The sequence below is a fragment of the Roseateles koreensis genome (assembly GCF_028595305.1).
Lineage (GTDB): Bacteria > Pseudomonadota > Gammaproteobacteria > Burkholderiales > Burkholderiaceae_C > Paucibacter_A > Paucibacter_A koreensis.
The window spans coordinates 42,196-65,663 of the sequence record NZ_JAQQXS010000017.1; the positions used below are offsets into that span (position 1 = coordinate 42,196).

Consider the following 23,468-nt stretch of genomic DNA (forward strand, 5'->3'; position numbering starts at 1 on the left):
GTCACCGGAAAATCGGCAGCAGCAGTATGACCAGGAAAGTATGCATGAAATTTACATACTTTTCAAGCCGTACTGCATGCTGAATCACGGCTTTTCGGATTTTGGCGTGATGCCGAGGCCGCTGCTTGCACTCATGTCGATGCCGGAGGCCGCGGCCTCCGCAGCAGCGGCACGGGCCAGGTCAATCAAGGTGCGCTGGTCGGGGTTGACGCATTCGTCCACCAAGCGTTGACCGACCTGGGTGTCGAGTAGCATGGACTTGTTGGCGATCTGAATCATCAGGGTGCGACCGGTGACGTCTTCCAGACGCAAGGCGCCGGTGCTGGAGAGCACGGGCTTCATGGTGAAGATCTTTTTCTGCCAAACCACGTCGATGTAACCGGGCACCTTGGCGTAGGGTTCGACCAGGATGGACTGCTTGAACTCGCACTCGTACTGGCCGAGGTAAGCGCGTTTGGCGGCTTCGAGTTGCTCTGCTGACGCTTCTGGCAGCGGTGCAACCGGCGCGGGGGCTTTGGCCTCGGCCTTCTTGCCGGCCTTGGCGGCTTTGGGGGCGGATTTTGCGGAGGGCTTGGTGGCGGTGGAGGCCGTGACATCAGGCGCCGCGGCGCTGGCTGGGGTGGACCAGGTGGCGCCCAGCAGGCCGGTGAGGCCGGTCAAGGCGATTGACAGCAGGGTCTGTTTCAAGGTGATCGAGTTCATGACGTGGGTCCGTTCAGGGAAATCAAAGGGGTGCAATCGCAGTGGCGCGTATTGTCGCTGTGCCAGCCCTGTGGGCAGACGCTGGCGGGTGCTGGATGTGTTTCAAAGCGTTGGGCTGCGCACATATCACTGGGCAGCTTGCTGGGAATTCATGACGCTGCTGCGTCATTAAAAAAGGCTTGGCGCACTTGAATGGGTAGGGCTTGGCCGGTGCGGTGGGCGCGTTCCAGCACTTGCCAGAAGTAGCGGAAGCTGGCGCGGTCGTGCAGGGTTTGTCGATGTTGAATGGGGGCCCAGTGGGCGGCTTGTGCGGCGGTGATGATCTCAATGGCTTCGTCGACCTCTGCGGTGCTGGGCGAGAAGGCATCGAGAATCGGTTGGATTTGTGCGGGGTGAATGCTCCACATGCGCGTGTAGCCAAACTCGCGTGCCGCCCGCGTGGCGGCAGCCTGCAAGGCGGGCATGTTCTTGAATTCAGTGACCACGCAGTGGGAGGGCGTTTTGCTGTATGCATGGGCGGCGGCGGCAATTTCAAGCTTGGCCCGAACCACCAGCGGATGGGTGAATTGGCCTTCAGCGCTCATGCCGTAGCTTGGGATGGCGCCGCGGTGCGCTGACACAAAGTCCATCAAGCCAAATGAGAGCGATTCGACGCGTGGATGCGCGGCAATGGCTTGCACCTCGCGCAGGGCGCCATGGGTTTCGATCAGCACATGAATGGGCAGCGGTTTGGCAATGGCGTGGCGCAGCAGGCAGGCGTCGATGAAATCGCAGGCGTGCTGCACATCCGCCGCGTGTCGGGGTTTGGGTACCATGAGGTAGGCCAAGCGCTCACCCGATTGCGCAATCAAGCCGTCCACATCGGCCTCAAAAGCGGGGTGATCAACGGGGTGTACGCGCGCGCCGATGCGCTGGTGGATGTTGTCTGCGCTGTTGAGCAACGAGTTCAGTAGCGCGACATGTTCGGCCTCGCCGCCAATGGGGGCGCCATCTTCGCAGTCCAGGGTGATGTCGAACACGGGCCCCATGTCGTTTTGCATCGCCATGCTTTTGCGCATGCGTGCTTCCACCCCGCAGTAGTGGTCGACCACGGGCAGTGCTCGGGCTGCATCGCCTTCTTCAAACAGGGCGAGCCTGGGGTGGAGTGGGGCAGGGGTGTTCATTCAGCCTCGCGCAGAAAATTACGGGGCGCCTCGGGTGCGCCCATGAAAAAGGGCCGGGCACGTCGCCATGCCGGCCCTGTATCTTTTGCCTCTCCTCGGAAGAGGTTGATGCGCGCTGCGGGCCTGAGGCTTGGCAGTGCGCATCACGATGAAGCTGTCTTACACCAGGTGCTTGACGCCGTCTTGTTCGCCCAGCAGTTCGTCCAGGGTCTTCTTGATGCACTCTTGCGAGAAGGCATCAATCTCCAGGCCTTCGACGATCTTGTACTCGCCATTGGCGCAAGTCACGGGGTAGCCGAACATGATTTCCTTGGGGATGCCGTATTCGCCGCCCGAGGGGATGCCCATGGTGACCCACTTGCCGTTGGTGCCCAGGGCCCAGTCGCGCATGTGGTCGATGGCGGCGTTGGCGGCCGAAGCTGCCGACGACAGGCCGCGTGCTGCAATGATGGCGGCACCACGCTTGCCCACGGTGGGCAAGAAGGTTTCGCGGTTCCAGGTCTCGTCGTTGATCATGGCCTTGACCGATTGGCCGCCGATGGTGGCGAAACGGTAGTCGGCGTACATGGTGGGCGAGTGGTTGCCCCAGACGGCCAATTTTTCGATGTCAGCCACGGCCTTGCCGGTCTTGGCAGCGATCTGCGAAGCGGCGCGGTTGTGGTCCAAACGCAGCATGGCTGTGAAGTTCTTGGCTGGCAGGTCCGGTGCGGACTTCATTGCAATGTAGGCGTTGGTGTTGGCGGGGTTGCCCACGACCAGCACCTTGACATTGCGCGAGGCCACGGCGTTCAGGGCCTTGCCTTGGGCGGTGAAGATGGCGCCGTTGATGGCCAGCAACTCCGAACGCTCCATGCCCGGGCCACGGGGGCGCGAGCCCACCAGCAGTGCGTAGTCGGTGTCCTTGAAAGCGGTCATCGGGTCGCTGTGAGCCTCGATGCCGGCCAGCAGCGGGAATGCGCAGTCTTCGAGTTCCATGATCACGCCCTTCAGCGCGTTCTGGGCTTTCTCGTCGGGAATTTCCAGCAATTGCAGGATGACAGGCTGGTCTTTGCCCAGCATTTCGCCGGAGGCGATGCGAAACAGCAGGGCATAGCCAATTTGGCCTGCGGCGCCGGTAACGGCAACGCGAACGGGTTTCTTGCTCATGTGATTGCTCCGAGGGTGTTGAAAACGACGTCAATGAATTCGTGCCAGGGGCGCGGGTTGCTCATCTGCATGCCCGCGACTGCGCTTGCCCGCCAAGTGTAGGCCAGTCCAAGGGAATTCCCTCGTACCGGAGTGAGTCAAATGTGACGGGCAGGCGAATTATGACTGTGATGTTGCGCATTTGGAACGCTGTCTTATGTCTTATAGAAGACATTAGTCAAATTGCGGCTTTTGAAGATGGACGTTACGGGCTGCTTATGCTGCAATATCGCCCATGTCGACTGCGCCGTCTCGATTTCCAACTCAATCCGCCAAGTCCGCTTCTGCGGGTGCTGGCGGTGGTGTGGCTGGGGGGGCGCCTGCGGCGACCGCTGCGATGGGCGTCGGTACAGGCACGATTGTTGGGCCTTCGTTCAGTCCGCTGTACGCTCAAATCAAGGGTTTGCTGATTGCCAGCTTGCAGGCCGGCGAGTGGAAGGCCGGTGAGGCCATTCCGAGCGAACTCGATCTGGCCGCCCGTTTTGGCGTCAGCCAAGGCACGGTGCGCAAGGCCATTGATGAAATGGCGGCTGACAATCTGCTGGTTCGTCGGCAAGGTAAGGGGACGTTTGTCGCCACCCATGCCGAGCAAAAAGTGCAGTACCGATTTTTGCGTTTGATGCCTGACGAGGGCTCGGGCAGCCTGGAGCGGCAACTGTTGGATTGCCGGCGTTTGCGTGCACCTGCTTCGGTTGCGCGGCAATTGCAGATGCGTGCGGGTGATCAGATGGTTGAAGTGCGTCGTCTGCTGAAGGCTGAAGGCAAGCCCGTGGTGCTGGACGATATCTGTCTGCCGGGGGACTTGTTCAAAGGGCTCACTACGGAGCGGCTTAATCAGTACCGGGGTCCGTTTTATGGTTTATTCGAGGCGGAGTTTGGGGTGCACATGATCCGCGCGCAAGAAAAAATTCGCGCGCTGCCCGCCGATGCGGAAGCGGCCCGTTTGCTGCAAGTGCCGGTGGGAACGCCGTTGCTGAGCGTCGAGCGATTGTCATTCACCTACGGGGACAAGCCGGTAGAGTTGCGTCGCGGGCTCTATCACACGGCCTCACATTTTTATCGCAATGAGTTGAATTGATCCCGGTGCGGCAGTGGCTTGTGCGGGGCGCGGAACGAAATTTGCGCGTCTTGTAAGCAAACCCTCTGCTGCATTGCAATAAACTCTCGAAGTTTCACGTTGATTACACAGGGTCAGGTATGACAGACACCACCAAGAATCCAGCGGCCAGGCCGGTTTATCGCAATATTCATATAAGCCAGATCGTGTCCTACCGCTTGCCGCCGGCAGGCATTGTTTCCATTCTTCATCGGGTCAGCGGCCTGTTGATGTTCCTGTTGCTGCCGTTCATCATTTGGATGTTCGACAACAGCTTGAGCTCGGAAATCTCTTACGACGCGTTCACCAATGCCTTCGTCGCGGGCCTCGGTTTTGTGCCTGCCTGGTTCGTTAAGCTGACCGCGTTGGGCTTGATCTGGGCGTATCTGCATCACGCCATTGCCGGTGTTCGCCATCTCTGGATGGATGCCACGCACAGCGTCACCAAAGAGCTGGGCCACAGTTCAGCCGTTGTCACGCTGGCCTCAAGCCTGCTGCTGACGGCGCTGCTGGGTGCCAAGTTGTTTGGCCTGTATTGATCGCGGTCTGATCAAGAAAGAAAGAGAAAAAAATGAGTACTTACGGTTCCAAGCGTACCGTTGTTGGCGCGCATTACGGCTTGCGTGACTGGCTGGGCCAGCGTGTGACGGCTGTGTTGATGGCCTTGTTCACCGTCGTGGTGCTTGTGCAGTTTTTGCTGCCTGGCCCGCTGGGCTATGACCACTGGGCGGGCATTTTTGCCCAGCAGTGGATGAAGTTTCTGACCTTTGTCGTGATCCTGTCCCTGGCTTATCACGCCTGGGTCGGCGTGCGCGATATCTGGATGGATTACGTGAAACCCGTGGGCGTGCGTCTGGCCCTGCAGGTGTTCAGCTTGGTTTGGTTGTTGGGCTGCGCCGGTTGGGCGGTTCAAGTGTTGTGGAGAATGTGATGACGGCGGCTACTAATTCGATTCCTAAGCGCAAGTTCGATGTGGTCATCGTCGGCGCGGGCGGCTCTGGCATGCGCGCCAGCCTGCAGTTGTCGCTGGCTGGCTTGAATGTGGCTGTGCTGAGCAAGGTCTTCCCGACCCGCTCGCACACGGTGGCGGCTCAAGGCGGCGTGAGCGCCTCGCTGGGCAATATGTCCGAGGACAACTGGCACTATCACTTCTTCGACACGGTCAAGGGCTCTGACTGGCTGGGCGACCAGGACGCCATTGAGTTCATGTGCCGTGAAGCCCCCAAGGTCGTGTACGAGCTTGAGCACTTTGGCATGCCTTTCGACCGCAATGCGGACGGCACCATCTACCAACGCCCCTTCGGCGGCCACACCGCCAACTATGGCGAAAAGCCGGTGCAACGTGCCTGCGCAGCGGCCGACCGTACCGGTCACGCCATGCTGCATACGTTGTATCAGCAAAACGTCAAGGCCAAGACGCAGTTCTTCGTTGAATGGATGGCGCAAGACCTGATCCGCAACGAAGCGGGTGACGTCGTCGGCGTGACCGCGCTGGAAATGGAAACTGGCGAACTGCACATCATGGAAGCCAAGACCGTGTTGTTGGCTACCGGTGGAGCCGGGCGCATCTTCGCGGCTTCCACCAACGCCTTCATCAACACGGGTGATGGCCTGGGTATGGCGGCACGTGCCGGCATCCCGTTGGAAGACATGGAGTTCTGGCAGTTCCACCCGACCGGCGTGCATAACGCTGGTGTTCTGCTGACCGAAGGTTGCCGAGGTGAAGGCGCAATTCTGCGCAACTGCAATGGCGAGCGTTTCATGGAGCGCTATGCGCCGACGCTGAAAGACTTGGCCCCGCGTGACTTCGTGTCTCGCTGCATGGACCAGGAAATCAAGGAAGGTCGTGGCTGCGGTCCCAACAAGGACTACATCGAGCTGGACATGACCCACCTCGGCGGTGAAACCATCATGAAGCGCCTGCCTTCGGTGTTCGAGATCGGGCATAACTTCGCCAACGTCGACATCACCAAAGAGCCGATCCCGGTGGTGCCCACCATCCACTACCAGATGGGTGGCATTCCGACCAATATCTACGGCCAAGTCGTGGTGCCCAAAGATGGCAACCCCGATGCCGTGGTGAACGGCCTCTACGCGGTGGGCGAGTGTGCTTGCGTGAGCGTGCACGGCGCGAACCGCCTGGGTACCAATTCGCTGCTGGACTTGCTGGTGTTCGGCCGCGCAGCCGGCAACCACATCGTTGAGTCGGGTCTGAAGACGCAGCAGCACAAGCCGCTGCCGGCCGATGCCGGTGCCGAGTCCCTTGCTCGCATTGCGCGCCTGGACAATAGCAACAGCGGTGAGTACGCACAGGACGTTGCCAACGATCTGCGCTTGGCCATGCAGCGCCATGCCGGCGTGTTCCGCACTCAGGCCATTCTGGATGAAGGCGTCACCGTGGTGAACGAGATCGCCAAGCGCGTGGGCAACATTACGCTGAAGGATAAATCCAAGGTGTTCAACACCGCGCGCATCGAGGCGCTGGAAGTTGAAAACTTGATCGAGGTGGCCAAGGCCACCATTGTCTCGGCCGCTGCCCGCCGCGAAAGCCGTGGTGCGCACACTGTGGATGACTACGCGGACACGCCAGCTCACCCGAACGGGCGCAACGACGAGGAGTGGATGAAGCACACCCTGTGGTATTCCGAAGGCAACCGCCTGGACTACAAGCCGGTGAAGCTCAAGCCGCTGACCGTTGAATCGATTCCGCCGAAGGTTCGCACCTTCTGATGCCCAGGCGGGCCGTCGGCTGAACCCCGGCCCGCTGTATTGAAAAGAATTTTGAGGAAGAAGTGATGACCAAGCGTACCTTCCAGATCTACCGTTACGACCCGGACAAAGACGCCAAGCCCTATATGCAGACCCTGGAGGTCGAGCTGGACGGTTCGGAGCGCATGCTGCTGGATGCTCTGGGCAAACTCAAGGCGTTGGACCCGACCCTGAGTTTCCGCCGTTCCTGCCGTGAAGGTGTTTGTGGCTCGGACGCCATGAACATCAATGGCAAGAACGGTCTGGCCTGCTTGACCAATATGCGCACCTTGCCGGGTGTGATTGTCTTGAAGCCGCTGCCGGGCCTGCCCGTCGTGCGGGATCTGATCGTCGACATGACGCAGTTCTTCAAGCAGTACAACTCGATCAAGCCCTACCTGCAGAACGACACGCCGCTGCCCGACAAGGAGCGCCTGCAGTCGCCTGAAGAGCGCGACGAGCTGAACGGCCTGTACGAGTGCATTTTGTGCGCCAGCTGCTCGACCAGCTGCCCCAGCTTCTGGTGGAACCCCGACAAATTCGTCGGCCCCGCCGGTTTGCTGCAAGCGTATCGATTCATCGCTGACAGCCGCGACGAGGCCACCGCGGAGCGTCTGGACAACCTGGAAGATCCGTACCGTCTGTTCCGTTGCCACACCATCATGAATTGCGTCGATGTTTGCCCCAAGGGTTTGAATCCCACCAAGGCCATCGGCAAGATCAAAGAAATGATGGTGCGTCGCGCTGTCTGAAGGCGATCGAAGTGAGCGTTTTTGAGAGCCAAGGTTCAATGCCCATGTCTGAGACCAGTCTGATCGATGAGCGGGCCCTCTCCAAACTGCGTTGGCGGTGCCGGCGCGGGCTGTTGGAGAACGACCTGTTCATCGAGCGCTTTTTCGACCGCCACGCAGACACCCTGACGCAGCAGCAAGCGCAGAGTTTGCTGCTCTTGATGGACTTGTCCGACAACGATCTGTTGGACCTGTTGCTGCGTCGGAAAGAACCTGAGGGCGAGTTGGCCCAGGATGCTGTGCACGAGGTTCTGGCTCTGCTGAGAACCGCCCCCTAAGAATCCCCAAGAAGTCAAAGGAAAAGCCCATGACACCGTCAGACGTCAAAGCCACCCTGTCGTTCTCCGACGGCAGCCCCAATATGGAGCTGCCGCTCTACAAGGGCACGATCGGCCCGGATGTGATTGACATCCGCAAACTCTACGCACAGACCGGCAAGTTCACCTACGACCCCGGTTTCTTGTCGACGGCCTCGTGCAATTCGACCATCACCTACATCGACGGTGACAAGGGCGAGTTGCTGTATCGCGGCTATCCCATTGAGCAGTTGGCCACCAGCTGCGACTACCTGGAAACCTGCTACCTGCTGCTGTACGGTGAGCTGCCCAATCCTTCTCAGAAGGAAGAGTTCGTGGCCCGTGTGACCAATCACACCATGGTCAACGAGCAGATGCAGTTCTTCCTGCGTGGCTTCCGCCGTGACGCGCACCCGATGGCCGTGATGACGGGTCTGGTAGGCGCCATGTCGGCCTTCTATCACGACAGTACCGACATCAATAACCCAGAGCACCGCGAAATCGCGGCGATCCGCCTGATCGCCAAGATGCCCACGCTGGTGGCCATGGCTTACAAGTACACCGTCGGTCAGCCCTACATCTACCCGAAGAATGACCTCAGCTACGCTGGCAACTTCATGCGCATGATGTTTGCCACGCCGTGCGAAGACTACAAGCCCAATGACGTGCTGGTGCGCGCCATGGACCGCATTTTCATCCTGCACGCTGATCACGAGCAGAACGCGTCCACCTCGACGGTGCGCCTGTGCGGTTCTTCGGGCACCAACCCCTTTGCTGCCATTGCAGCAGGTGTAGCTTGCCTGTGGGGCCCCGCACACGGTGGCGCCAATGAGGCGGCGCTCAATATGCTGGGCGACATCCAGAAGCAGGGCGGCGTGGCCAAGATTGGCGAGTTCATCAAGCAGGTCAAGGACAAGAACTCCACCGTCAAGCTGATGGGCTTTGGTCACCGGGTCTATAAAAACTACGACCCGCGTGCCAAGCTGATGCGCGAAACCTGCCACGAAGTGCTGAACGAACTGGGCCTGCACAACGACCCGATGTTCAAGTTGGCCATGGAGCTGGAAAAGATCGCGCTGGAAGACGAATACTTCGTCGCCCGCAAGCTCTACCCGAACGTGGACTTCTACTCCGGCATCGTTCAACGCGCCATCGGCATCCCGGTGCCCTTGTTCACCGCCATCTTCGCGCTGGCACGTACTGTCGGCTGGATCGCTCAGTTGAACGAAATGATTGGCGACCCCGAGTACAAGATCGGCCGTCCGCGTCAACTGTTTGTCGGCGCCGCCCCGCGCAATGTGAAGCCGATCGGCGAGCGCTGATCCGTCTTCCCGTCGCCTGAGCCTTAGGGCATCTGGCGCGTGATAACCCCTTGTCGTGGTGGCTTGCAGGCCGTCGCAACAAGGGGTTATTTTTTGCCGATTTGACCCGGCATTTCAGCTATGCTGCGCGCTTGCTGAAAGCAAACGTTTGCTTCAGGCATCGTTCGAACCTTTCCAATCCAGACCCCAATTCTTTCGTGAGCACCATCAAAGATGTGGCCGCACGTGCCGGTGTGTCATTCACCACGGTGTCGCATGTGCTGAACAACACGCGGCCGGTCAGCGCCGAGGCGCGACGCCGCGTGCTGGAAGCCGTTGAAGAAATCGCCTATCTGCCCAGCGCAGTGGCGCGCTCCTTGCGCACCAGTGAGACCCAAATCGTTGGTGTGCTGGTGCCCACGGTGCAGAACCCTTTTTTTGCGGAACTGGTCTGCGGCGTGGAGGCCAGTTGCCGGCAAGCGGGGTATTCGGTTTTTCTGTGCAACTCTGACAACGATCCCAAGCGTCAGCAGCAATACATGCGAACCTTGCTGGAGAAGCGGGTGGACGGGCTGCTGCTATCGTCCGCGGGCGACGACGAGGCGCTGGCTGCCATCTTCAAGATGGCGCGCATTCCCGCCGTGACGGTCGACCGCCTGGTGTCGGGCGCGCGTGCCGATCGCGTGAGTGTCGACAACCAGCAAGGGGCATGCACTGCGGTGCGCCATTTGCTGGACCTTGGCCATCGGCGCATTGCCTGCATCAGTGGGCCGGCGGAATTTGAAGTCTCCCGGGAGCGCTTGGCGGGGTGGCGCCATGCCCTGCAGCAGCGGGACTTGCCGCAAGATGATGCACTGATCGTTGCGGGTGACTTCAGCAGTCAGGGCGGGTATGAGGCTGCGGCCCAATTGCTGCAGCGCCAACGCGACGGGCATATTCAACCCGTCACGGCGATTTTTGCCAGCAATGACTTGATGGCCATTGGCGTCTTGCGCGCCGCCGCCGAGTTCAATCTGGCGGTACCCCGGCAACTCTCCGTCATCGGTTTTGATGATATTGATTTGAGTCGTTATGTTTTTCCTGCGCTCAGCACGGTGGGCTACTCCATCAAGGCCCAGGGCGAGCTGGCGGGACAAATGCTGATTGAACGCATTGAGCATGTCGATGCTGAATTCAAAGACATCAAGTTGACGCCCCAGCTGATTGTCAGAGACAGTACTTCCGCGCCGTGCAGCGCATGAACCCAAGCTCTTCCATGACTTCTGTAGATCTCAAGCTTGCAGCACCCCTCGACCGGGCCGCCAATGCGGCTGGTGCACCTCATGCCGCACAGGCTGTCACGGGCGGGCGAGTTTTGGTGATCGGCAGTCTCAATATGGACATGGTGGCGCACGCTACCCGTCTGCCCATGCCGGGCGAGACCTTGCAAGGCGAGCGTTTTGTGATGGCGCCAGGAGGCAAGGGCGCCAATCAAGCCGTTGCCGCTGCCCGCCTGGGAGCGCAGGTCGCCTTCGTGTCGCGTGTGGGCATGCAAGAGTATGGTGCTGCCCTGTTGCAAGCCTTGAGTGCTGAAGGCATCGATCATGGTGCCGTGGTGCAGGACCCCGCCGCGTTGCCAGGGATTGCCGTGATCATGGTGGCCCGCGAGGGGGGCGAAAATTCCATCGTCTATGTGCCTGGCAGTAATGCAGCGCTGACGGCTGAGGACGTAGCCAACGCAGCGCCCCGCTTCAGCGTGGGCAGCGTGGTGGTGGCCCAGTTGGAAGTGCCTGTGCCCGCCATTCAGCAGGCCTTTGAAATGGCGCGGGCAGTGGGTGCCTGCACGGTGCTGAATGCTGCGCCCGCCATGGCGGTGCCGCCCGCTCTGCTGGCCTTGTGCGATTGGCTGATTCTCAATGAAACCGAGGCGGCGCAGCTGACAGGCCTTGCTGCGCCCGAGGCTGCAGCGCAGGCCCTGTTGAACAGCGGCCCGAAGCAGGTGCTGCTGACGCTCGGCGCGCAGGGCGTCTTGCTTGCAAGCGCTGCGCGCCTGCGGCCCCTGAGCGCACCGCGGGTGCACGCCGTGGACACCGTGGGGGCGGGCGACACCTTCGTGGGCGCCTTTGCTTGTGGGCTGGCCGAGGGTCGTGCGCCGTTGGACGCTGTGCGGCTCGGCATGGCTGCTGCGGCGCTCGCCGTCAGCCGGCCGGGTGTTCAGCAAGCCATGCCTCGGCGCGATGAATTGCCGGTGGAATTTTCAAACCCGGCTTAAGAATTAAGAACTAAGTTCTTGCCCGCCAAACCTCTGCGCTCTCCACAACACACCATGACCACGGAAACTCTGCACCCATCAGCGCGGGCTGTCATTTTCGACACCGACCCGGGCATTGACGATGCCATGGCGCTCTACCTGCTGGCGCGCCATCCCGCTTTGCAACTGCGGGCCATCACCACCGTATTTGGCAATGCCTCGGTGGCGGTCACCACCCGTAACGCACAGGCCTTGTGTGGCCTGTACGGCCTTGCACCCGAGGCGGTGAAGGTGGCTGCGGGCGCACCGGGCCCCCTCCAGGCGCACGCGGCACGGGAGTTTTCCACCCATGTCCACGGTGATGACGGGCTGGGCGGCGTGGCGGCCTTTGCCGAAGCGGCGCGCGCGCCTTTGCACCCACTCGACCCGCGTCCGGCCTACCAGCTGATCTGCGACATGGTCAATGCGGAACCCGGCGTCATCACCTTGATCGCGGTGGGTCCCATGACCAATCTGGCACTGGCTTTACAGCATGACCCCGGCATTGCGAGCAAAGTCCACCAAGTCATCGTGATGGGCGGCGCCTTTGGCACGGCGGGTCGCGGCGGCAATGTGACCCCCGTGGCCGAGGCCAATATGATCAACGACCCCGAGGCGGCAGATCAAGTCTTCACCGCCCCTTGGCCGGTGGTGATTGTGGGACTGGACGTGACCCAGGCGGTGGTGATGCACGAGCCCTATCTTGCGAAGCTACAAGGGCGGGGTGGGGCGGTTGGTGATTTTCTGTGGCAGGCCACGCGGCATTACCAAGATTTTTATCACTCGGTGGATGGCATCCACGGCATCTACGCCCATGACGCCAGCGCCATTGCTTATGCCATTGAGCCCTCGGCCTTCACCCTGCGGGAAGGGCCAGTGCGCGTGGCGCTGGATGGCATCGCCCGAGGCCAAACGATTCAAAGCCTGCGCGCCCCCGGCCGTCATGCTGAGGCTTGGAATAACGTTTCGACTCAACAGGCTTGCATTCAAGTGAATGCGCTCCGTGTGCTGGAGTTGTTCGATCAGGTGTTCGACTGAGCGCTCAGCGACTACAGTTGAAACCACTTTCGGGCCCGCCCTTTTGAGCGCTGGCCTTACCGTATTTATTTGGAGTTAGCCATGTCCGCCCAAACCGCGACCACCCTTCTCAAATCCCGCTGGATATTGCCCCTGAGCCCCGGCAGTTCGGTGCTGAACGACCATACGCTGGTGATGCAGGGCGATCGCATCGCGGCCATCCTGCCCTGGGCGCAGGCCGAGGCGCAGTACCCGGCGGCTGAACGTGTGGACTTGGGCCAGCATGTGCTGATCCCCGGCCTGATCAATGGCCATACGCATTCGGCCATGTCCTTGCTGCGCGGTGTGGCCGACGACGTGCCGCTGATGGATTGGCTCAACAACCACATTTGGCCCCTGGAGAAAAAGTGGGTCAGCGACGACTGGACTTACCAGGGCTCTTTGCTGTCTGCGGCTGAAGCCTTGCGTGGCGGTGTGACCTACTTGAACGATATGTACTTCTTCCCTGCAGCCATGGCGCGGGCAGCCCTGGACAGCGGCATCCGTGCGGGGGTTTCGATCAACGTGATCGACTTCCCGACTGGCTACGCGGCCAACGCGGCCGAATACATCGCCAAGGGGCTGGAGGCTTACGAGCAGTTCAAGGGTGAATCCCTGCTCGACTGGACCTCAGCGCCGCACGCGCCCTACACCGTGTCGGACGAAACCTTTGTGCAATTGCGTGAACTGGCCGAACGCCTCGACATTCAGATGCATTGCCATATTCACGAGACCGATTTTGAAGTCAGCGAAAGCCTCAAGCAGCACGGTATGCGCCCATTGGCGCGCCTGAATAAGTTGGGCGTGCTCAACGAGCGCATGATGGCCGTGCACATGGTGCACTTGACTGACGAAGAAATTGCGCTGCTGGCACGGCAGAAGGTGCATTTGGTTCACAACCCGAACTCCAACATGAAGCTGGCCTCCGGCGTGTGCCCCGTCACCGCCCTAGAAGCTGCGGGTGTCAACACGATTTTGGGTACCGACGGCGCGGCCTCCAATAACCGCCAAGACATGCTGGGTGAAATTCGCGCCGCCGCCTTGCTGGCCAAGGGCGTGACGCAAAACTCCACCACCGTGTCGGCACGTACAGCACTGGAAATGGCCACCATCCGTGCCGCAAAAGCCATGGGCCGGGGGCACGATCTGGGCTCGCTGGAAGTGGGTAAATTGGCCGACGTTGTGGCCATCTCGCTGGACGCGCTGGAGTGCCGGCCGGTTTACAACCCCGAGGCGCAACTGGTTTATGTGGCCGGCCGTGAGCACGTGTCGGACGTGTGGGTCGGCGGGCGGCGCGTGTTGAAGGACCGTCAGTTGACGAGCATCGATCAAGGCGCCTTGCTCGGCCGGGTGGAGCACATCGTCGGGCAAATGAAGGCCGGGATGTAAGCCGGGATATCAGTGCCTGTCCGCTCATGGGTATCCCGGGGACGGGGTTTCGGCGGATTTTGATGGGAACTTTCAGCGTCATTTGCAAAGACTTGGCCCGGCATCGGTAAAATCCCGGGCTTCTCTGCTGAGTCGCCGTGTGATCCCGGTGATTCGGCCCGCTTTTTTGCAAACTCAGCGTTGAATCCCAGCGCGCCAACCCAGTTTCGGGACCTCATGGCAACTCACAAGCATCTGCTTTCTTTCGAGGGCGGCAACGCTCTGTCAGCGTTTCGTGCTCAGGCCTTGCTGCCGCAATTGCAGGCCGTTAACGAACGGGTGCAGTCCGTCCATGCCCGGTATGTGCACTGGGTCTGGAGCGACGCAGCGCTGGCCGCTGACGAGGCAGACAAGCTGGCCGCCTTGCTGAACTATGGCGATGCGTATGCGGGCGGGCAAGACGGCAGCCTGGTGCTGGTGGCGCCGCGCCTGGGCACCGTCAGCCCTTGGGCCTCCAAAGCGACCGACATTGCGCACAACTGCGGGTTGAACATCCACCGCGTGGAGCGCGTCACCGAGTACCGCATCGCCCTGAAGTCAGGCCTGTTGGGGGGCGTGAAAACCCTGAGCCCGGCCGAATTGGTAGCGTGCGCCGACATCCTCCATGACCGCATGACGGAAAGCGTGCTGCTGGCCCGCGAAGATGCCGCCCATCTGTTCGATGAAAAAGCCGCGCAGGCGCTGGCGCATGTCGACGTGTTGGGGCAGGGGCGCGCTGCGCTGGAGGCTGCCAACAGCACCTTCGGTCTGGCCCTGTCAGTGGACGAAATCGATTACCTCGAGGTGGCCTTCAAAGCTTTGAAGCGCAACCCCAGCGACGTGGAATTGATGATGTTCGCGCAGGCCAACTCCGAGCACTGCCGCCACAAGATCTTCAACGCCCAATTCACGGTGGACGGTGTTGATCAGCCGCTGAGCCTGTTCGGCATGATCCGCAATACCGAGAAGCTGAACCCTCAGCACACCGTCAAAGCCTACTCCGACAACGCCTCGGTGATGGAAGGCCACGTGATCGAGCGCTGGATGCAGGCCGGCGACAGCCGCGCGCCGCGCTACGAGGCCCGTGAAGAACTCTCGCATGTCTTGATGAAGGTGGAAACACACAACCACCCGACGGCCATTTCGCCGTTTCCGGGCGCGTCGACCGGTGCGGGCGGAGAGATCCGCGATGAAGGCGCTACTGGGCGCGGCTCCAAGCCCAAGGCGGGTTTGACGGGCTTCTCGGTCTCCAACCTGCATTTGCCCGGCTTGAGCGAGCCCTGGGAGCAAAGCCCCGTGGGCAAGCCTTCACACATCGCCAGCGCCTTGCAAATCATGATTGAAGGCCCGCTGGGTGGCGCCGCGTTCAACAATGAGTTTGGCCGTGCCAATCTGAACGGCTACTTCCGCGTCTATGAGCAGGCGGTGGATGGCGTGCAGCGTGGCTATCACAAGCCCATCATGATTGCCGGTGGCTTGGGCAGCATTCGTGCTGATCAAACCCAGAAGATCGAGTTTCCGGCCGGCAGTTTGTTGATCCAACTGGGCGGCCCCGGCATGCGCATCGGCATGGGCGGCAGCGCCGCCAGCTCGATGGCGGCGGGCACCAACACCGCGGACCTCGACTTTGACTCGGTCCAACGTGGTAATCCCGAGATTGAGCGGCGTGCGCAAGAGGTCATTAACCATTGCTGGGGCCTGGGTGAGGCCAACCCCATTCTGGCGATCCATGACGTGGGCGCGGGCGGCATCTCCAACGCCTTCCCGGAGTTGGTGAATGACGCCCATCGTGGCGCGCGTTTCGATCTGCGCCAAGTGCCGCTGGAAGAGTCCGGCATGGCCCCCAAGGAAATTTGGTGCAACGAAAGCCAGGAGCGTTATGTGCTGGCCATTGCCCCGGACAGCCTGGCCCTGTTCCAGCGCATGTGCGAGCGCGAGCGTTGCCCCTTCGCGGTGGTGGGCGTAACCACGCAGGCTCGTGAACTGGTGTTGCACGACACCCAGGCTGAAGGCAGCGACAGCGAATTTGCCGTCAACATGCCCATGGACGTGCTGCTCGGCAAGCCGCCGAAAATGCATCGCGACGTGACGCGCCTGGCGCGCTCCGGTGGCTCGCTGGATTTGACCGGTGTGGCGCTGGACAAGGTGGCTTTCGATGTGCTGCGCCACCCAACCGTGGCCTCCAAGCGCTTTTTGATCAGCATTGGTGACCGCACCGTGGGCGGGCTGAACAGCCGCGACCAGATGGTGGGGCCCTGGCAAGTGCCGGTGGCCGATTGCGCCGTCACCTTGGCCGACTACAAGGGTTTCGCGGGCGAGGCCATGAGCATGGGCGAGCGCACCCCGCTGGCATCGGTCAACGGCCCCGCCTCTGGCCGCATGGCGGTGGCGGAAGCCATCACCAACTTGCTGGCTGCGCCCATTGAGTTGTCGCGCGTCAAGCTCTCGGCCAACTGGATGGCAGCTTGCGGCGAGCCCGGCGAAGATGCCGCCTTGTTTGACACCGTGCATGCGGTGGGCATGGAGCTGTGCCCGGCGCTGGGCGTGTCCATCCCGGTGGGCAAAGACTCCTTGTCCATGCGCACCCGCTGGACGCGTGACGACGGGCAGGTTCAGCAAGTCACCGCCCCGGTGTCTTTGATCGTTAGCGCCTTTGCTTCGGTGGCTGATGTGCGTGGCACGCTAACGCCGCAACTGCGCAGCGATGCCGGCGACAGCTGCCTGATTTTGGTGGATCTGGGCGAAGGCCGGCGGCGCATGGGTGGCTCCATCCTGGCGCAGGCCTTGAATCAGTTCGGCGGCGCGGTGCCGGATCTGGACGATGCCGGTTTGTTGAAGAATTTGGTCAACGCCGTCAATGCCCTGCGCGCTGAAGGCAGGCTGCTGGCCTATCACGACCGCGGCGATGGCGGCTTGTGGGCCACAGCCTGTGAGATGGCCTTTGCCGGCCACATGGGCCTGAGCTTGAATGTGGACATGCTGGTGACTGAAGGCGACGGCGTCAGCGACAGCCGGGCCGACGTGGGCGACTCCAAGAACTGGGCCACGCAAGTGGGTGCGCGCCGTGAGGAGTTGACGCTGCAGGCCTTGTTCAATGAAGAGCTGGGTGTGCTGCTGCAGGTGCGCCAGAGTGAGCGTGATGCGGTGCTGCAAACCCTGCGCGCCCACGGCCTCTCCAAGTGCAGCCATGTGGTGGGTAAACCCAATGTGCATGCGCAGGTTGAAGTCTGGCGTGATGCCAAAAAAGTCTTCGCCGCGCCGCTTGAGACCCTGCACAAGAGCTGGGACGAGGTCAGCTGGCGCATAGCCAGCCTTCGCGACAACCCTGCCTGCGCGCAGAGCGAGCATGAGCAAGCCGGTCTGGCCGGTGACCCCGGTCGCCATGTGCACCTGAGTTTTGATCCGCAGGACGATGTGGCCGCGCCCTTCCTGAATCTTGGGGCCAAGCCGAAGCTGGCGATTCTGCGTGAGCAAGGCGTCAACTCCCATGTGGAGATGAGTTATGCCATGGCCAAGGCTGGCTTTGACACCTTTGACGTGCACATGAGCGATTTGCAGTCGGGCGCTGCCAAACTGGCTGACTTCAAGGGCTTTGTGGCCTGCGGCGGCTTCAGCTATGGCGACACGCTGGGGGCGGGAGAGGGCTGGGCACGCTCCGTCATGTTCAACCCGGTGCTGGCCGAGCAATTCAAGGCCTTCTTTGCCCGCCAGGATAGCTTTGCGCTGGGCGTTTGCAATGGCTGCCAGATGATGGCGGCCTTGTCGCCCATCATCCCCGGTGCGCAGGATTGGCCGAAGTTCACGCGCAACAAGAGTGAGCAGTTCGAGGCCCGCCTGGCGATGGTGGAGGTACTGGAAAGCCCCAGCCTGTTCTTCAAGGGCATGGAAGGTTCACGCCTGCCCATCGCCGTGGCCCATGGTGAAGGTTTTGCCGATTTCTCACAGCGAGGCGACGCAGCCAAGGTGGCGCGTGCCATGCGCTATGTGGACAACGCAGGCCAGCCCACCGAGGTCTATCCGCTCAACCCCAACGGCAGCCCTGACGGTCTGACCTCGGTCACCACCGCTGACGGCCGCTTCACGGTGCTGATGCCGCATCCCGAGCGCGTGTTCCGCAACGTGCAGATGAGTTGGACCTCGGCTTCACCCAGTGAGTTGAGCCCGTGGATGCGCATGTTCCGCAACGCCCGGCGCTGGGTGGCTTGATGCCGCAAGCCTCAACGTGATCGAAGCCCGTCAACCCCGGTGTTGTGGGCGCTGTGGTCAGGGGCAACATAGGGCAGATTCAGCGTGAAGCGGGCGCCTTGGCCGGGCTCGCTGTGCAAATCAACCAGCCCGCCCAGGATGCCCGTCACGATGTTGTAGACGATGTTCAGCCCCAGGCCCGTGCCGCCTTGCCCCATCTTGGTCGTGAAGAAGGGGTCAAAGGCCCTGCGTGTGACTTCATACGTCATGCCTTGGCCATTGTCTTCAAGGATCAAGGTGAAGCTGGGGTGAGAGCCCGGCAACGCGGGTCCAGCCGGCAGGGCACGGATGAGGATGTGGCGGTCTGGCGATTCGACCGGCTCAGTGTCGGCTACATCCAGCGGCTCGAAGGCATGCATGATCGCGTTCATGATCAGGTTCGTCAGCACTTGGCCCAGGGGGCCGGGATAACTGTCGAGCTTGTCGACAACGCCGATCTCCACGCTCACCGTCACACCCGCCTTGCGCAAGGGTGTGCGCAGTAGGACCAGCACATCATCCACCACCGATTGCAGCTTAAAGTCGCGGCGCTGGGCCGTCGTCTGGTCCACCGAAATCTGTTTGAAATGCGTAACGAGTTCGGTAGCCGTGGACATGCTGCGCAACAAAATGCTGCAGGCCAGGCGGGCATCGTCCAGATAGCTTTGCAGCACTGATTTTCGCATCTGCCCTGAATCGAAGTGCTTGCGAATCTGCTGGGTCATGCCCTCCAGCGTCGAGGCGGTGGTGAGACAGTTGCCCAGCGGCGTGTTCAATTCATGCGCGATGCCGGCCACCAGTGAGCCCAGGGCCGCCATTTTTTCGGCGCGAAGCAAGTCGTCTTGCGTGTGTCGCAAGGCGGTCAAGGTCTGCTGTAACTCGGAGGTCCGGTTTTCGACACGGGTTTCCAGTTCAACATTCAGCCGCTCCAGATCGCGCTGCGCCTGGCGCTGTGCAGAGACGTCACGGGCGATGGCCAGCCAGCCACTGGGTTTGCCATTGCGGCCACGCATCAGGCTGGTGGTCAGGGACACATTCAAGTGGTGGCCATCTTTTCTGACATAACGCCAAGCGCTGGTCACTGTGTCGTGCTCGAACTTCTGCGCCATGAAGGCGTCGATGTCGAAGGTGAGTCCGTCATCGGCAGGATTCAGCTGAGCGCCCCATGACTGCAGTTCTTCTTTGACGTGAATTCGAGCCACGGATTGCCCCAGCAATTCGCTCTCGGCATAACCCAGCATCAACTCGGCACCCCGATTGAAAAGCACAATCCGGCCATTCAGGTCGGTGACGATGATGGAAACCTCTCGGGCAGAGTCCAGTACCGCTTGCAGGCGATCCTTGGTCAACTGCAGCGTGGCCTCCGACTTGCGCAGAGCAAGCTCGGCCAATTTGGTGTCCGTGATGTCGCGGCCCGTGCCGCGATAACCGGCGAATTGCCCCAAATCGTCGAACAGGGGTTCACCGGAAATGGAGACGTGGCGCAATTCACCCTTGGCGCTGATCTGTGAATATTCGAAGTTACGGAAAGGTTCGTGACGCTCGACTTGCGCGATGTGGTCCGTCCAGTCGATATGAGGGTCGGCCTCCGGCGATTCCCAGCGCCGAAGTCCAAGAATGCGCGGAGAGAAGCTGCCGGTTGCGCCGACATTGTCACGCGAGTAGTACACGAAACGGTACTGGGCGTCTTGCTCCCAGACCCAATCCGCAGACAATTCGGTCAGGCTGCGGAAGCGCTCTTCAGCCACCTTTGTCGCGCGCTGATTGCGCTGACTTTCTTCAATCTGCCTGGAGAGCCTGCGGTTCTTGGCCTGCAACTGCCGCCGCCGATGCACGACCACGCCAGCCAGACCCGTCAGTGCGGCCGTGGCAAGCAAGCCAGCCATGACCTCAACGCCCAGCCAGTCTGAAAATAGGTTGGGCTGGGCTTGCGGGGCCCCCAGGAGAATCCATGTCGCACCTGGCAGATGGACGAATTCTTGGGCGCTATTGTCCCGGTCCTGTGTTGCAGGATCGCCCCAGACCAGTGATCCCTTTTTGTGTTGCTCTTCATCCCATTGATACAACGCCAGCGTCAAACGGGGATGCTCAGTGAGCCCTGCCGCCTGGATGAACTTGCCCAAATCGCTGACCACCGAGACCACCCCCCAGTAGGCTGGCGCCGTCCCGTCCAGTTGGGGGAGAAAGACTGGCGTGCGTTGGATGATGCCGATGCCGCCTTGCACCAGCTTCACCGGTGCGACGAGCAAGGCTCGCCCTTGGCTGCGCGCCAGCTGGATCTGCGCATATTGAATGGGAATGCTGCGGTACTGGAGGTTGATGACGGACTCATTGCCCGTGACGGGATACACGAACCGCGCTACATCGTCAGGCGCGGCGACGATGTTTCGAACCTGTGGCAGCAGTGTGATCACACGCTGGCTCAAGGCATTGAAACGCTCCGGGGTGATGCCGCCGTCGAGCTGGATCATCGCCTCGAGGCTCAGCGTTGGCCCGAAGGTGGCTTGCGCGGTGGCCTCCAGGCGGGCGCGCACCGTACTTAAATCCTGGAGCAGGCGGCTGTGTTCCTGGGCCCGGTCTTGTTCATGGCGTGCTTGGCCGAGCATAAAGCACAGCGTCAGGCCCACCAGCGAGGTGACCACCAGCGGCCAATACGTTAGGGCAATGACCGGCCGGTACCTGCTGCGACTCGCAGGCGGGGACCAAGGGGTGTCTGGGCTGGGGGACTTGCTCGTTGCCAACTCGCTGCTCTCGTTGTGACGCGACACCAGGACTTTCAAGAAAGTCGCCCGTTCAATAGGCATGAACGGATACGGCCAACTGTGCAACGAATGTGTGTGCCACGCAACTGGGGTTGGCCTGCAGCCAGGCATTCGGTTCGCCTGCGCGGGTGTTGAATTTGCACGTTATGCCGGCCCCCGGGCTTTGCGCCACCGAGGAGGGCATTGCGACCTTCAAATTCGGGCGGTGGATCGACGCCACAAGCCCGGGTGAGGCGAAAGTAACGCCAAGCTGGCATAGACTGCCCGCACCCTTGCCAAAATGCATTGTGCCCAAGCCCTGCGTGAACGATTTGACTGTGCCTTCTTCCCTGCGCCAACTGCGGCTTGACGCGCTGCGCGGCCTTGCCATCATCTGGATGGCTTGCTTTCATTTTTCTTTCGACCTCAACCACTTTGGCTGGATTCGACAAGACTTTTACCGCGACCCCTTCTGGACCGGGCAGCGTACGGCCATCGTCAGCCTCTTTTTGCTGTGTGCCGGCATGGGGCAGGCGCTGGCTCAGCATCAGGGCTTGAGCTGGTCGCGTTTTTGGCGGCGTTGGGCGCAGGTGGCTGCTTGCGCGGTTCTGGTGTCGATCGGGTCGTGGTTGATGTATCCAGACAGCTTCATCAGCTTCGGTGTACTGCACGGCATGGCGGTGATGTTGCTGTTGCTGCGTGTGAGCGGGCGGGCCATGTCGAATAGGGTGTGCGTGCTGCTTGGCACGGTGGCCATAGGGCTGCCGCAGTGGGTTCAACACTCTTTCTTCGACACCCGCTTGACTAACTGGTTAGGTCTTGTGACCCACAAACCAGTCACCGAAGACTATGTGCCGGTCTTGCCGTGGCTCGGCGTGATGTTGTGGGGCTACGCGTTGGCACGCTGGCTCTTGCGCGCCAGGCCTGCGTTGCTGGCCGGCCCGGTGCCGGCTTTTCTGCATCCGGTAGCCGTTTTGGGGCGCTGGTCCTTGAGTTTTTACATGGTGCATCAACCGGTTTTGATCGGCTTGCTGATGCTGATTGGTACCATGCGAACATGAGCTCCAACAAAATTCTCTTCGGCTTTCATGCCGTTACCGTGCGCCTGAAGACGCATCCCACCACCGTCAGCGAGATCCACGTTGACGCCACGCGCCGTGACCAGCGCATGAAACAGTTTGTTGAACGCGTCAAATCCAGCGGCGTGAAGCTGGTGGAAAGCGATGATGAGCGCTTGGCCAAGATCGCCGGCACCACGCGCCATCAAGGGGTTGTAGCCCGCGTTCAAGCCGTGGCGCTGGCCAATTCCTTTGACGATGTGATGGACCAGATTCAGGGCATGCCCATGCTTTTGGTGCTGGACGGCGTGACCGACCCCCACAATCTGGGTGCCTGTCTGCGTGTGGCCGATGGCGCCGGCGCGCAGGCTGTCATCGCCCCGAAAGACCATGCCGTGGGCCTGAATGCCACCGTGGCCAAAGTTGCCAGCGGTGCCGCTGAAACGGTGCCTTATGTGATGGTGACCAACCTCGCCCGCACCTTGGGCGAGCTCAAGGACTTCGACATCTGGGTGGTCGGAACCTCCGACCAAGCCGAGAAGTCCATCTATGACCTGGACCTGAATCGTCCGGTCGCACTGGTGCTCGGCGCTGAAGGTGACGGCATGCGTCAGCTGACCGCCAAGACCTGTGACGAGTTGGTGCGCATCCCGATGGCCGGCGGGGTGGAGAGCCTCAATGTATCGGTGGCAGCCGGTGTCTGCCTGTATGAAGTTGCGCGGCAACGGGCGGCTGCAGCCAAGTCAAAAAACTGAGCTGGCCACTGAGCTCACAACGGAGGGACACGCGATGTCGGTCATTGAAGTCAATCACCCGCTCGTCAAACACAAGATCGGCCTGATGCGGGAGGCCGATATCTCCACCAAGAAATTTCGGGAATTGACGGGCGAGGTGGCGCGGCTGTTGGCCTATGAGGCGACGGCCGACTTTCCGCTCGAAAAAACCACCATCGACTGCTGGAGTGGCCCGACGGAGGTTGACCAGATCGCCGGCCGCAAGGTGACGGTGGTGCCAATCTTGCGGGCAGGCCTGGGCATGCTGGATGGCGTGCTGGACATGATCCCTAACGCCAAAATCAGTGTGGTTGGCTTGGCGCGGGATCATGAAACTTTGCAACCAGTTCACTACTTCGAACGTTTTGTGGGCCAGCTGGAAGAGCGCACCGCCTTGATTGTTGACCCGATGTTGGCCACCGGTGGTTCCATGGTCGCCACGATTGAACTGTTGAAGCGCCGGGGCTGCAAAGACATTCGCGCCTTGGTGCTGGTGGCCGCGCCAGAAGGGGTCAAGGTACTCACCGCGGCGCATCCGGACGTGCGCTGCTGGACCGCCACCATCGACAGCCATCTGGACGAACGTGGCTACATCATTCCGGGTTTGGGTGACGCAGGCGACAAGATCTTTGGCACCAAGGAGTAGGGCCACGGCCCA

The 23,468-nt window shown here is 61.1% G+C and carries 19 protein-coding genes; 15 read left to right on the forward strand and 4 right to left on the reverse strand.

The window, feature by feature from the left end; translation table 11 throughout:
* Positions 1 to 84: 84 nt before the first annotated feature.
* From PRZ01_RS17015 to PRZ01_RS17025, 3 genes are all read right to left on the reverse strand, one after another.
* The gene (locus PRZ01_RS17015) at positions 85 to 702 is read right to left on the reverse strand and encodes a hypothetical protein (RefSeq protein ID WP_273598031.1); all 618 of its coding nucleotides are present in this window, start codon (positions 700 to 702) and stop codon (positions 85 to 87) included.
* Between the two features lie 149 nt (positions 703 to 851).
* Positions 852 to 1,865, reverse strand: coding sequence for an HpcH/HpaI aldolase/citrate lyase family protein (locus PRZ01_RS17020; protein WP_273598032.1), 1,014 nt, complete (start codon positions 1,863 to 1,865; stop codon positions 852 to 854).
* Between the two features lie 159 nt (positions 1,866 to 2,024).
* Positions 2,025 to 3,011: a malate dehydrogenase gene (locus tag PRZ01_RS17025; RefSeq protein ID WP_273598033.1), complete on the reverse strand. Its 987-nt coding sequence runs from the start codon at positions 3,009 to 3,011 to the stop codon at positions 2,025 to 2,027.
* Positions 3,012 to 3,285: 274 nt separating this feature from the next.
* On the opposite strand from PRZ01_RS17025, the gene PRZ01_RS17030 reads away from it, so the two are divergent.
* The 12 genes from PRZ01_RS17030 (at position 3,286) to purL (ending at position 18,220) form a co-directional block, all read left to right on the forward strand.
* Positions 3,286 to 4,128: a GntR family transcriptional regulator gene (locus tag PRZ01_RS17030; protein ID WP_409993867.1), complete on the forward strand. Its 843-nt coding sequence runs from the start codon at positions 3,286 to 3,288 to the stop codon at positions 4,126 to 4,128.
* A 119-nt stretch (positions 4,129 to 4,247) separates the two neighbouring features.
* A complete protein-coding gene (gene sdhC, locus PRZ01_RS17035) occupies positions 4,248 to 4,685 on the forward strand; it encodes a succinate dehydrogenase, cytochrome b556 subunit (RefSeq protein ID WP_273598035.1) in 438 nt (145 codons plus the stop codon).
* Between the two features lie 32 nt (positions 4,686 to 4,717).
* Positions 4,718 to 5,077 carry a succinate dehydrogenase, hydrophobic membrane anchor protein gene (gene sdhD, locus PRZ01_RS17040; RefSeq protein WP_273598036.1) on the forward strand — a complete coding sequence of 120 codons (360 nt, stop codon included), beginning with the start codon at positions 4,718 to 4,720 and terminating at the stop codon, positions 5,075 to 5,077.
* Positions 5,077 to 6,876 carry a succinate dehydrogenase flavoprotein subunit gene (gene sdhA, locus PRZ01_RS17045; protein WP_273598037.1) on the forward strand — a complete coding sequence of 600 codons (1,800 nt, stop codon included), beginning with the start codon at positions 5,077 to 5,079 and terminating at the stop codon, positions 6,874 to 6,876. The genes sdhD and sdhA overlap by 1 nt, the downstream gene beginning before the upstream one ends.
* 65 nt (positions 6,877 to 6,941) lie before the next feature.
* Positions 6,942 to 7,646, forward strand: a complete 705-nt coding sequence (locus tag PRZ01_RS17050; protein ID WP_273598038.1) for a succinate dehydrogenase iron-sulfur subunit — start codon at positions 6,942 to 6,944, stop codon at positions 7,644 to 7,646.
* 44 nt (positions 7,647 to 7,690) lie between these two features.
* Positions 7,691 to 7,963 (forward strand): FAD assembly factor SdhE, encoded by a 273-nt coding sequence (locus PRZ01_RS17055; protein WP_273598039.1) that lies wholly within the window; start codon positions 7,691 to 7,693, stop codon positions 7,961 to 7,963.
* Between the two features lie 29 nt (positions 7,964 to 7,992).
* On the forward strand, positions 7,993 to 9,303 hold the full coding sequence (gene gltA, locus PRZ01_RS17060; RefSeq protein WP_273598040.1) for a citrate synthase: 1,311 nt from the start codon (positions 7,993 to 7,995) through the stop codon (positions 9,301 to 9,303).
* Positions 9,304 to 9,500: 197 nt separating this feature from the next.
* The gene (locus PRZ01_RS17065; protein WP_273598042.1) at positions 9,501 to 10,523 is read left to right on the forward strand and encodes a LacI family DNA-binding transcriptional regulator; all 1,023 of its coding nucleotides are present in this window, start codon (positions 9,501 to 9,503) and stop codon (positions 10,521 to 10,523) included.
* A gap of 14 nt (positions 10,524 to 10,537) precedes the next feature.
* The gene (rbsK, locus tag PRZ01_RS17070) at positions 10,538 to 11,533 is read left to right on the forward strand and encodes a ribokinase (RefSeq protein ID WP_273598043.1); all 996 of its coding nucleotides are present in this window, start codon (positions 10,538 to 10,540) and stop codon (positions 11,531 to 11,533) included.
* 54 nt (positions 11,534 to 11,587) lie between these two features.
* Positions 11,588 to 12,589, forward strand: a complete 1,002-nt coding sequence (locus tag PRZ01_RS17075) for a nucleoside hydrolase (RefSeq protein WP_273598044.1) — start codon at positions 11,588 to 11,590, stop codon at positions 12,587 to 12,589.
* Positions 12,590 to 12,670: 81 nt separating this feature from the next.
* On the forward strand, positions 12,671 to 13,996 hold the full coding sequence (locus PRZ01_RS17080; protein WP_273598046.1) for a TRZ/ATZ family hydrolase: 1,326 nt from the start codon (positions 12,671 to 12,673) through the stop codon (positions 13,994 to 13,996).
* A 216-nt stretch (positions 13,997 to 14,212) separates the two neighbouring features.
* Complete coding sequence (gene purL, locus PRZ01_RS17085) at positions 14,213 to 18,220, forward strand: phosphoribosylformylglycinamidine synthase (RefSeq protein WP_273598047.1); 4,008 nt, start codon at positions 14,213 to 14,215, stop codon at positions 18,218 to 18,220.
* An 11-nt stretch (positions 18,221 to 18,231) separates the two neighbouring features.
* On the opposite strand, the gene PRZ01_RS17090 is transcribed toward purL, so the two are convergent.
* Positions 18,232 to 21,042: a PAS domain S-box protein gene (locus PRZ01_RS17090; protein WP_273598048.1), complete on the reverse strand. Its 2,811-nt coding sequence runs from the start codon at positions 21,040 to 21,042 to the stop codon at positions 18,232 to 18,234.
* Positions 21,043 to 21,377: 335 nt separating this feature from the next.
* Here PRZ01_RS17090 and PRZ01_RS17095 point away from each other — a divergent pair, with 335 nt between their 5' ends.
* The 3 genes from PRZ01_RS17095 to upp are packed head-to-tail and all read left to right on the forward strand — an operon-like array spanning position 21,378 to position 23,456.
* A complete protein-coding gene (locus PRZ01_RS17095) occupies positions 21,378 to 22,040 on the forward strand; it encodes a DUF1624 domain-containing protein (protein WP_409993868.1) in 663 nt (220 codons plus the stop codon).
* The gene (rlmB, locus tag PRZ01_RS17100; protein ID WP_273598050.1) at positions 22,037 to 22,792 is read left to right on the forward strand and encodes a 23S rRNA (guanosine(2251)-2'-O)-methyltransferase RlmB; all 756 of its coding nucleotides are present in this window, start codon (positions 22,037 to 22,039) and stop codon (positions 22,790 to 22,792) included. The genes PRZ01_RS17095 and rlmB overlap by 4 nt, the downstream gene beginning before the upstream one ends.
* Before the next feature lie 34 nt (positions 22,793 to 22,826).
* Positions 22,827 to 23,456, forward strand: coding sequence for a uracil phosphoribosyltransferase (gene upp / locus PRZ01_RS17105; protein ID WP_273598051.1), 630 nt, complete (start codon positions 22,827 to 22,829; stop codon positions 23,454 to 23,456).
* The last annotated feature ends 12 nt before the right edge of the window (positions 23,457 to 23,468 follow it).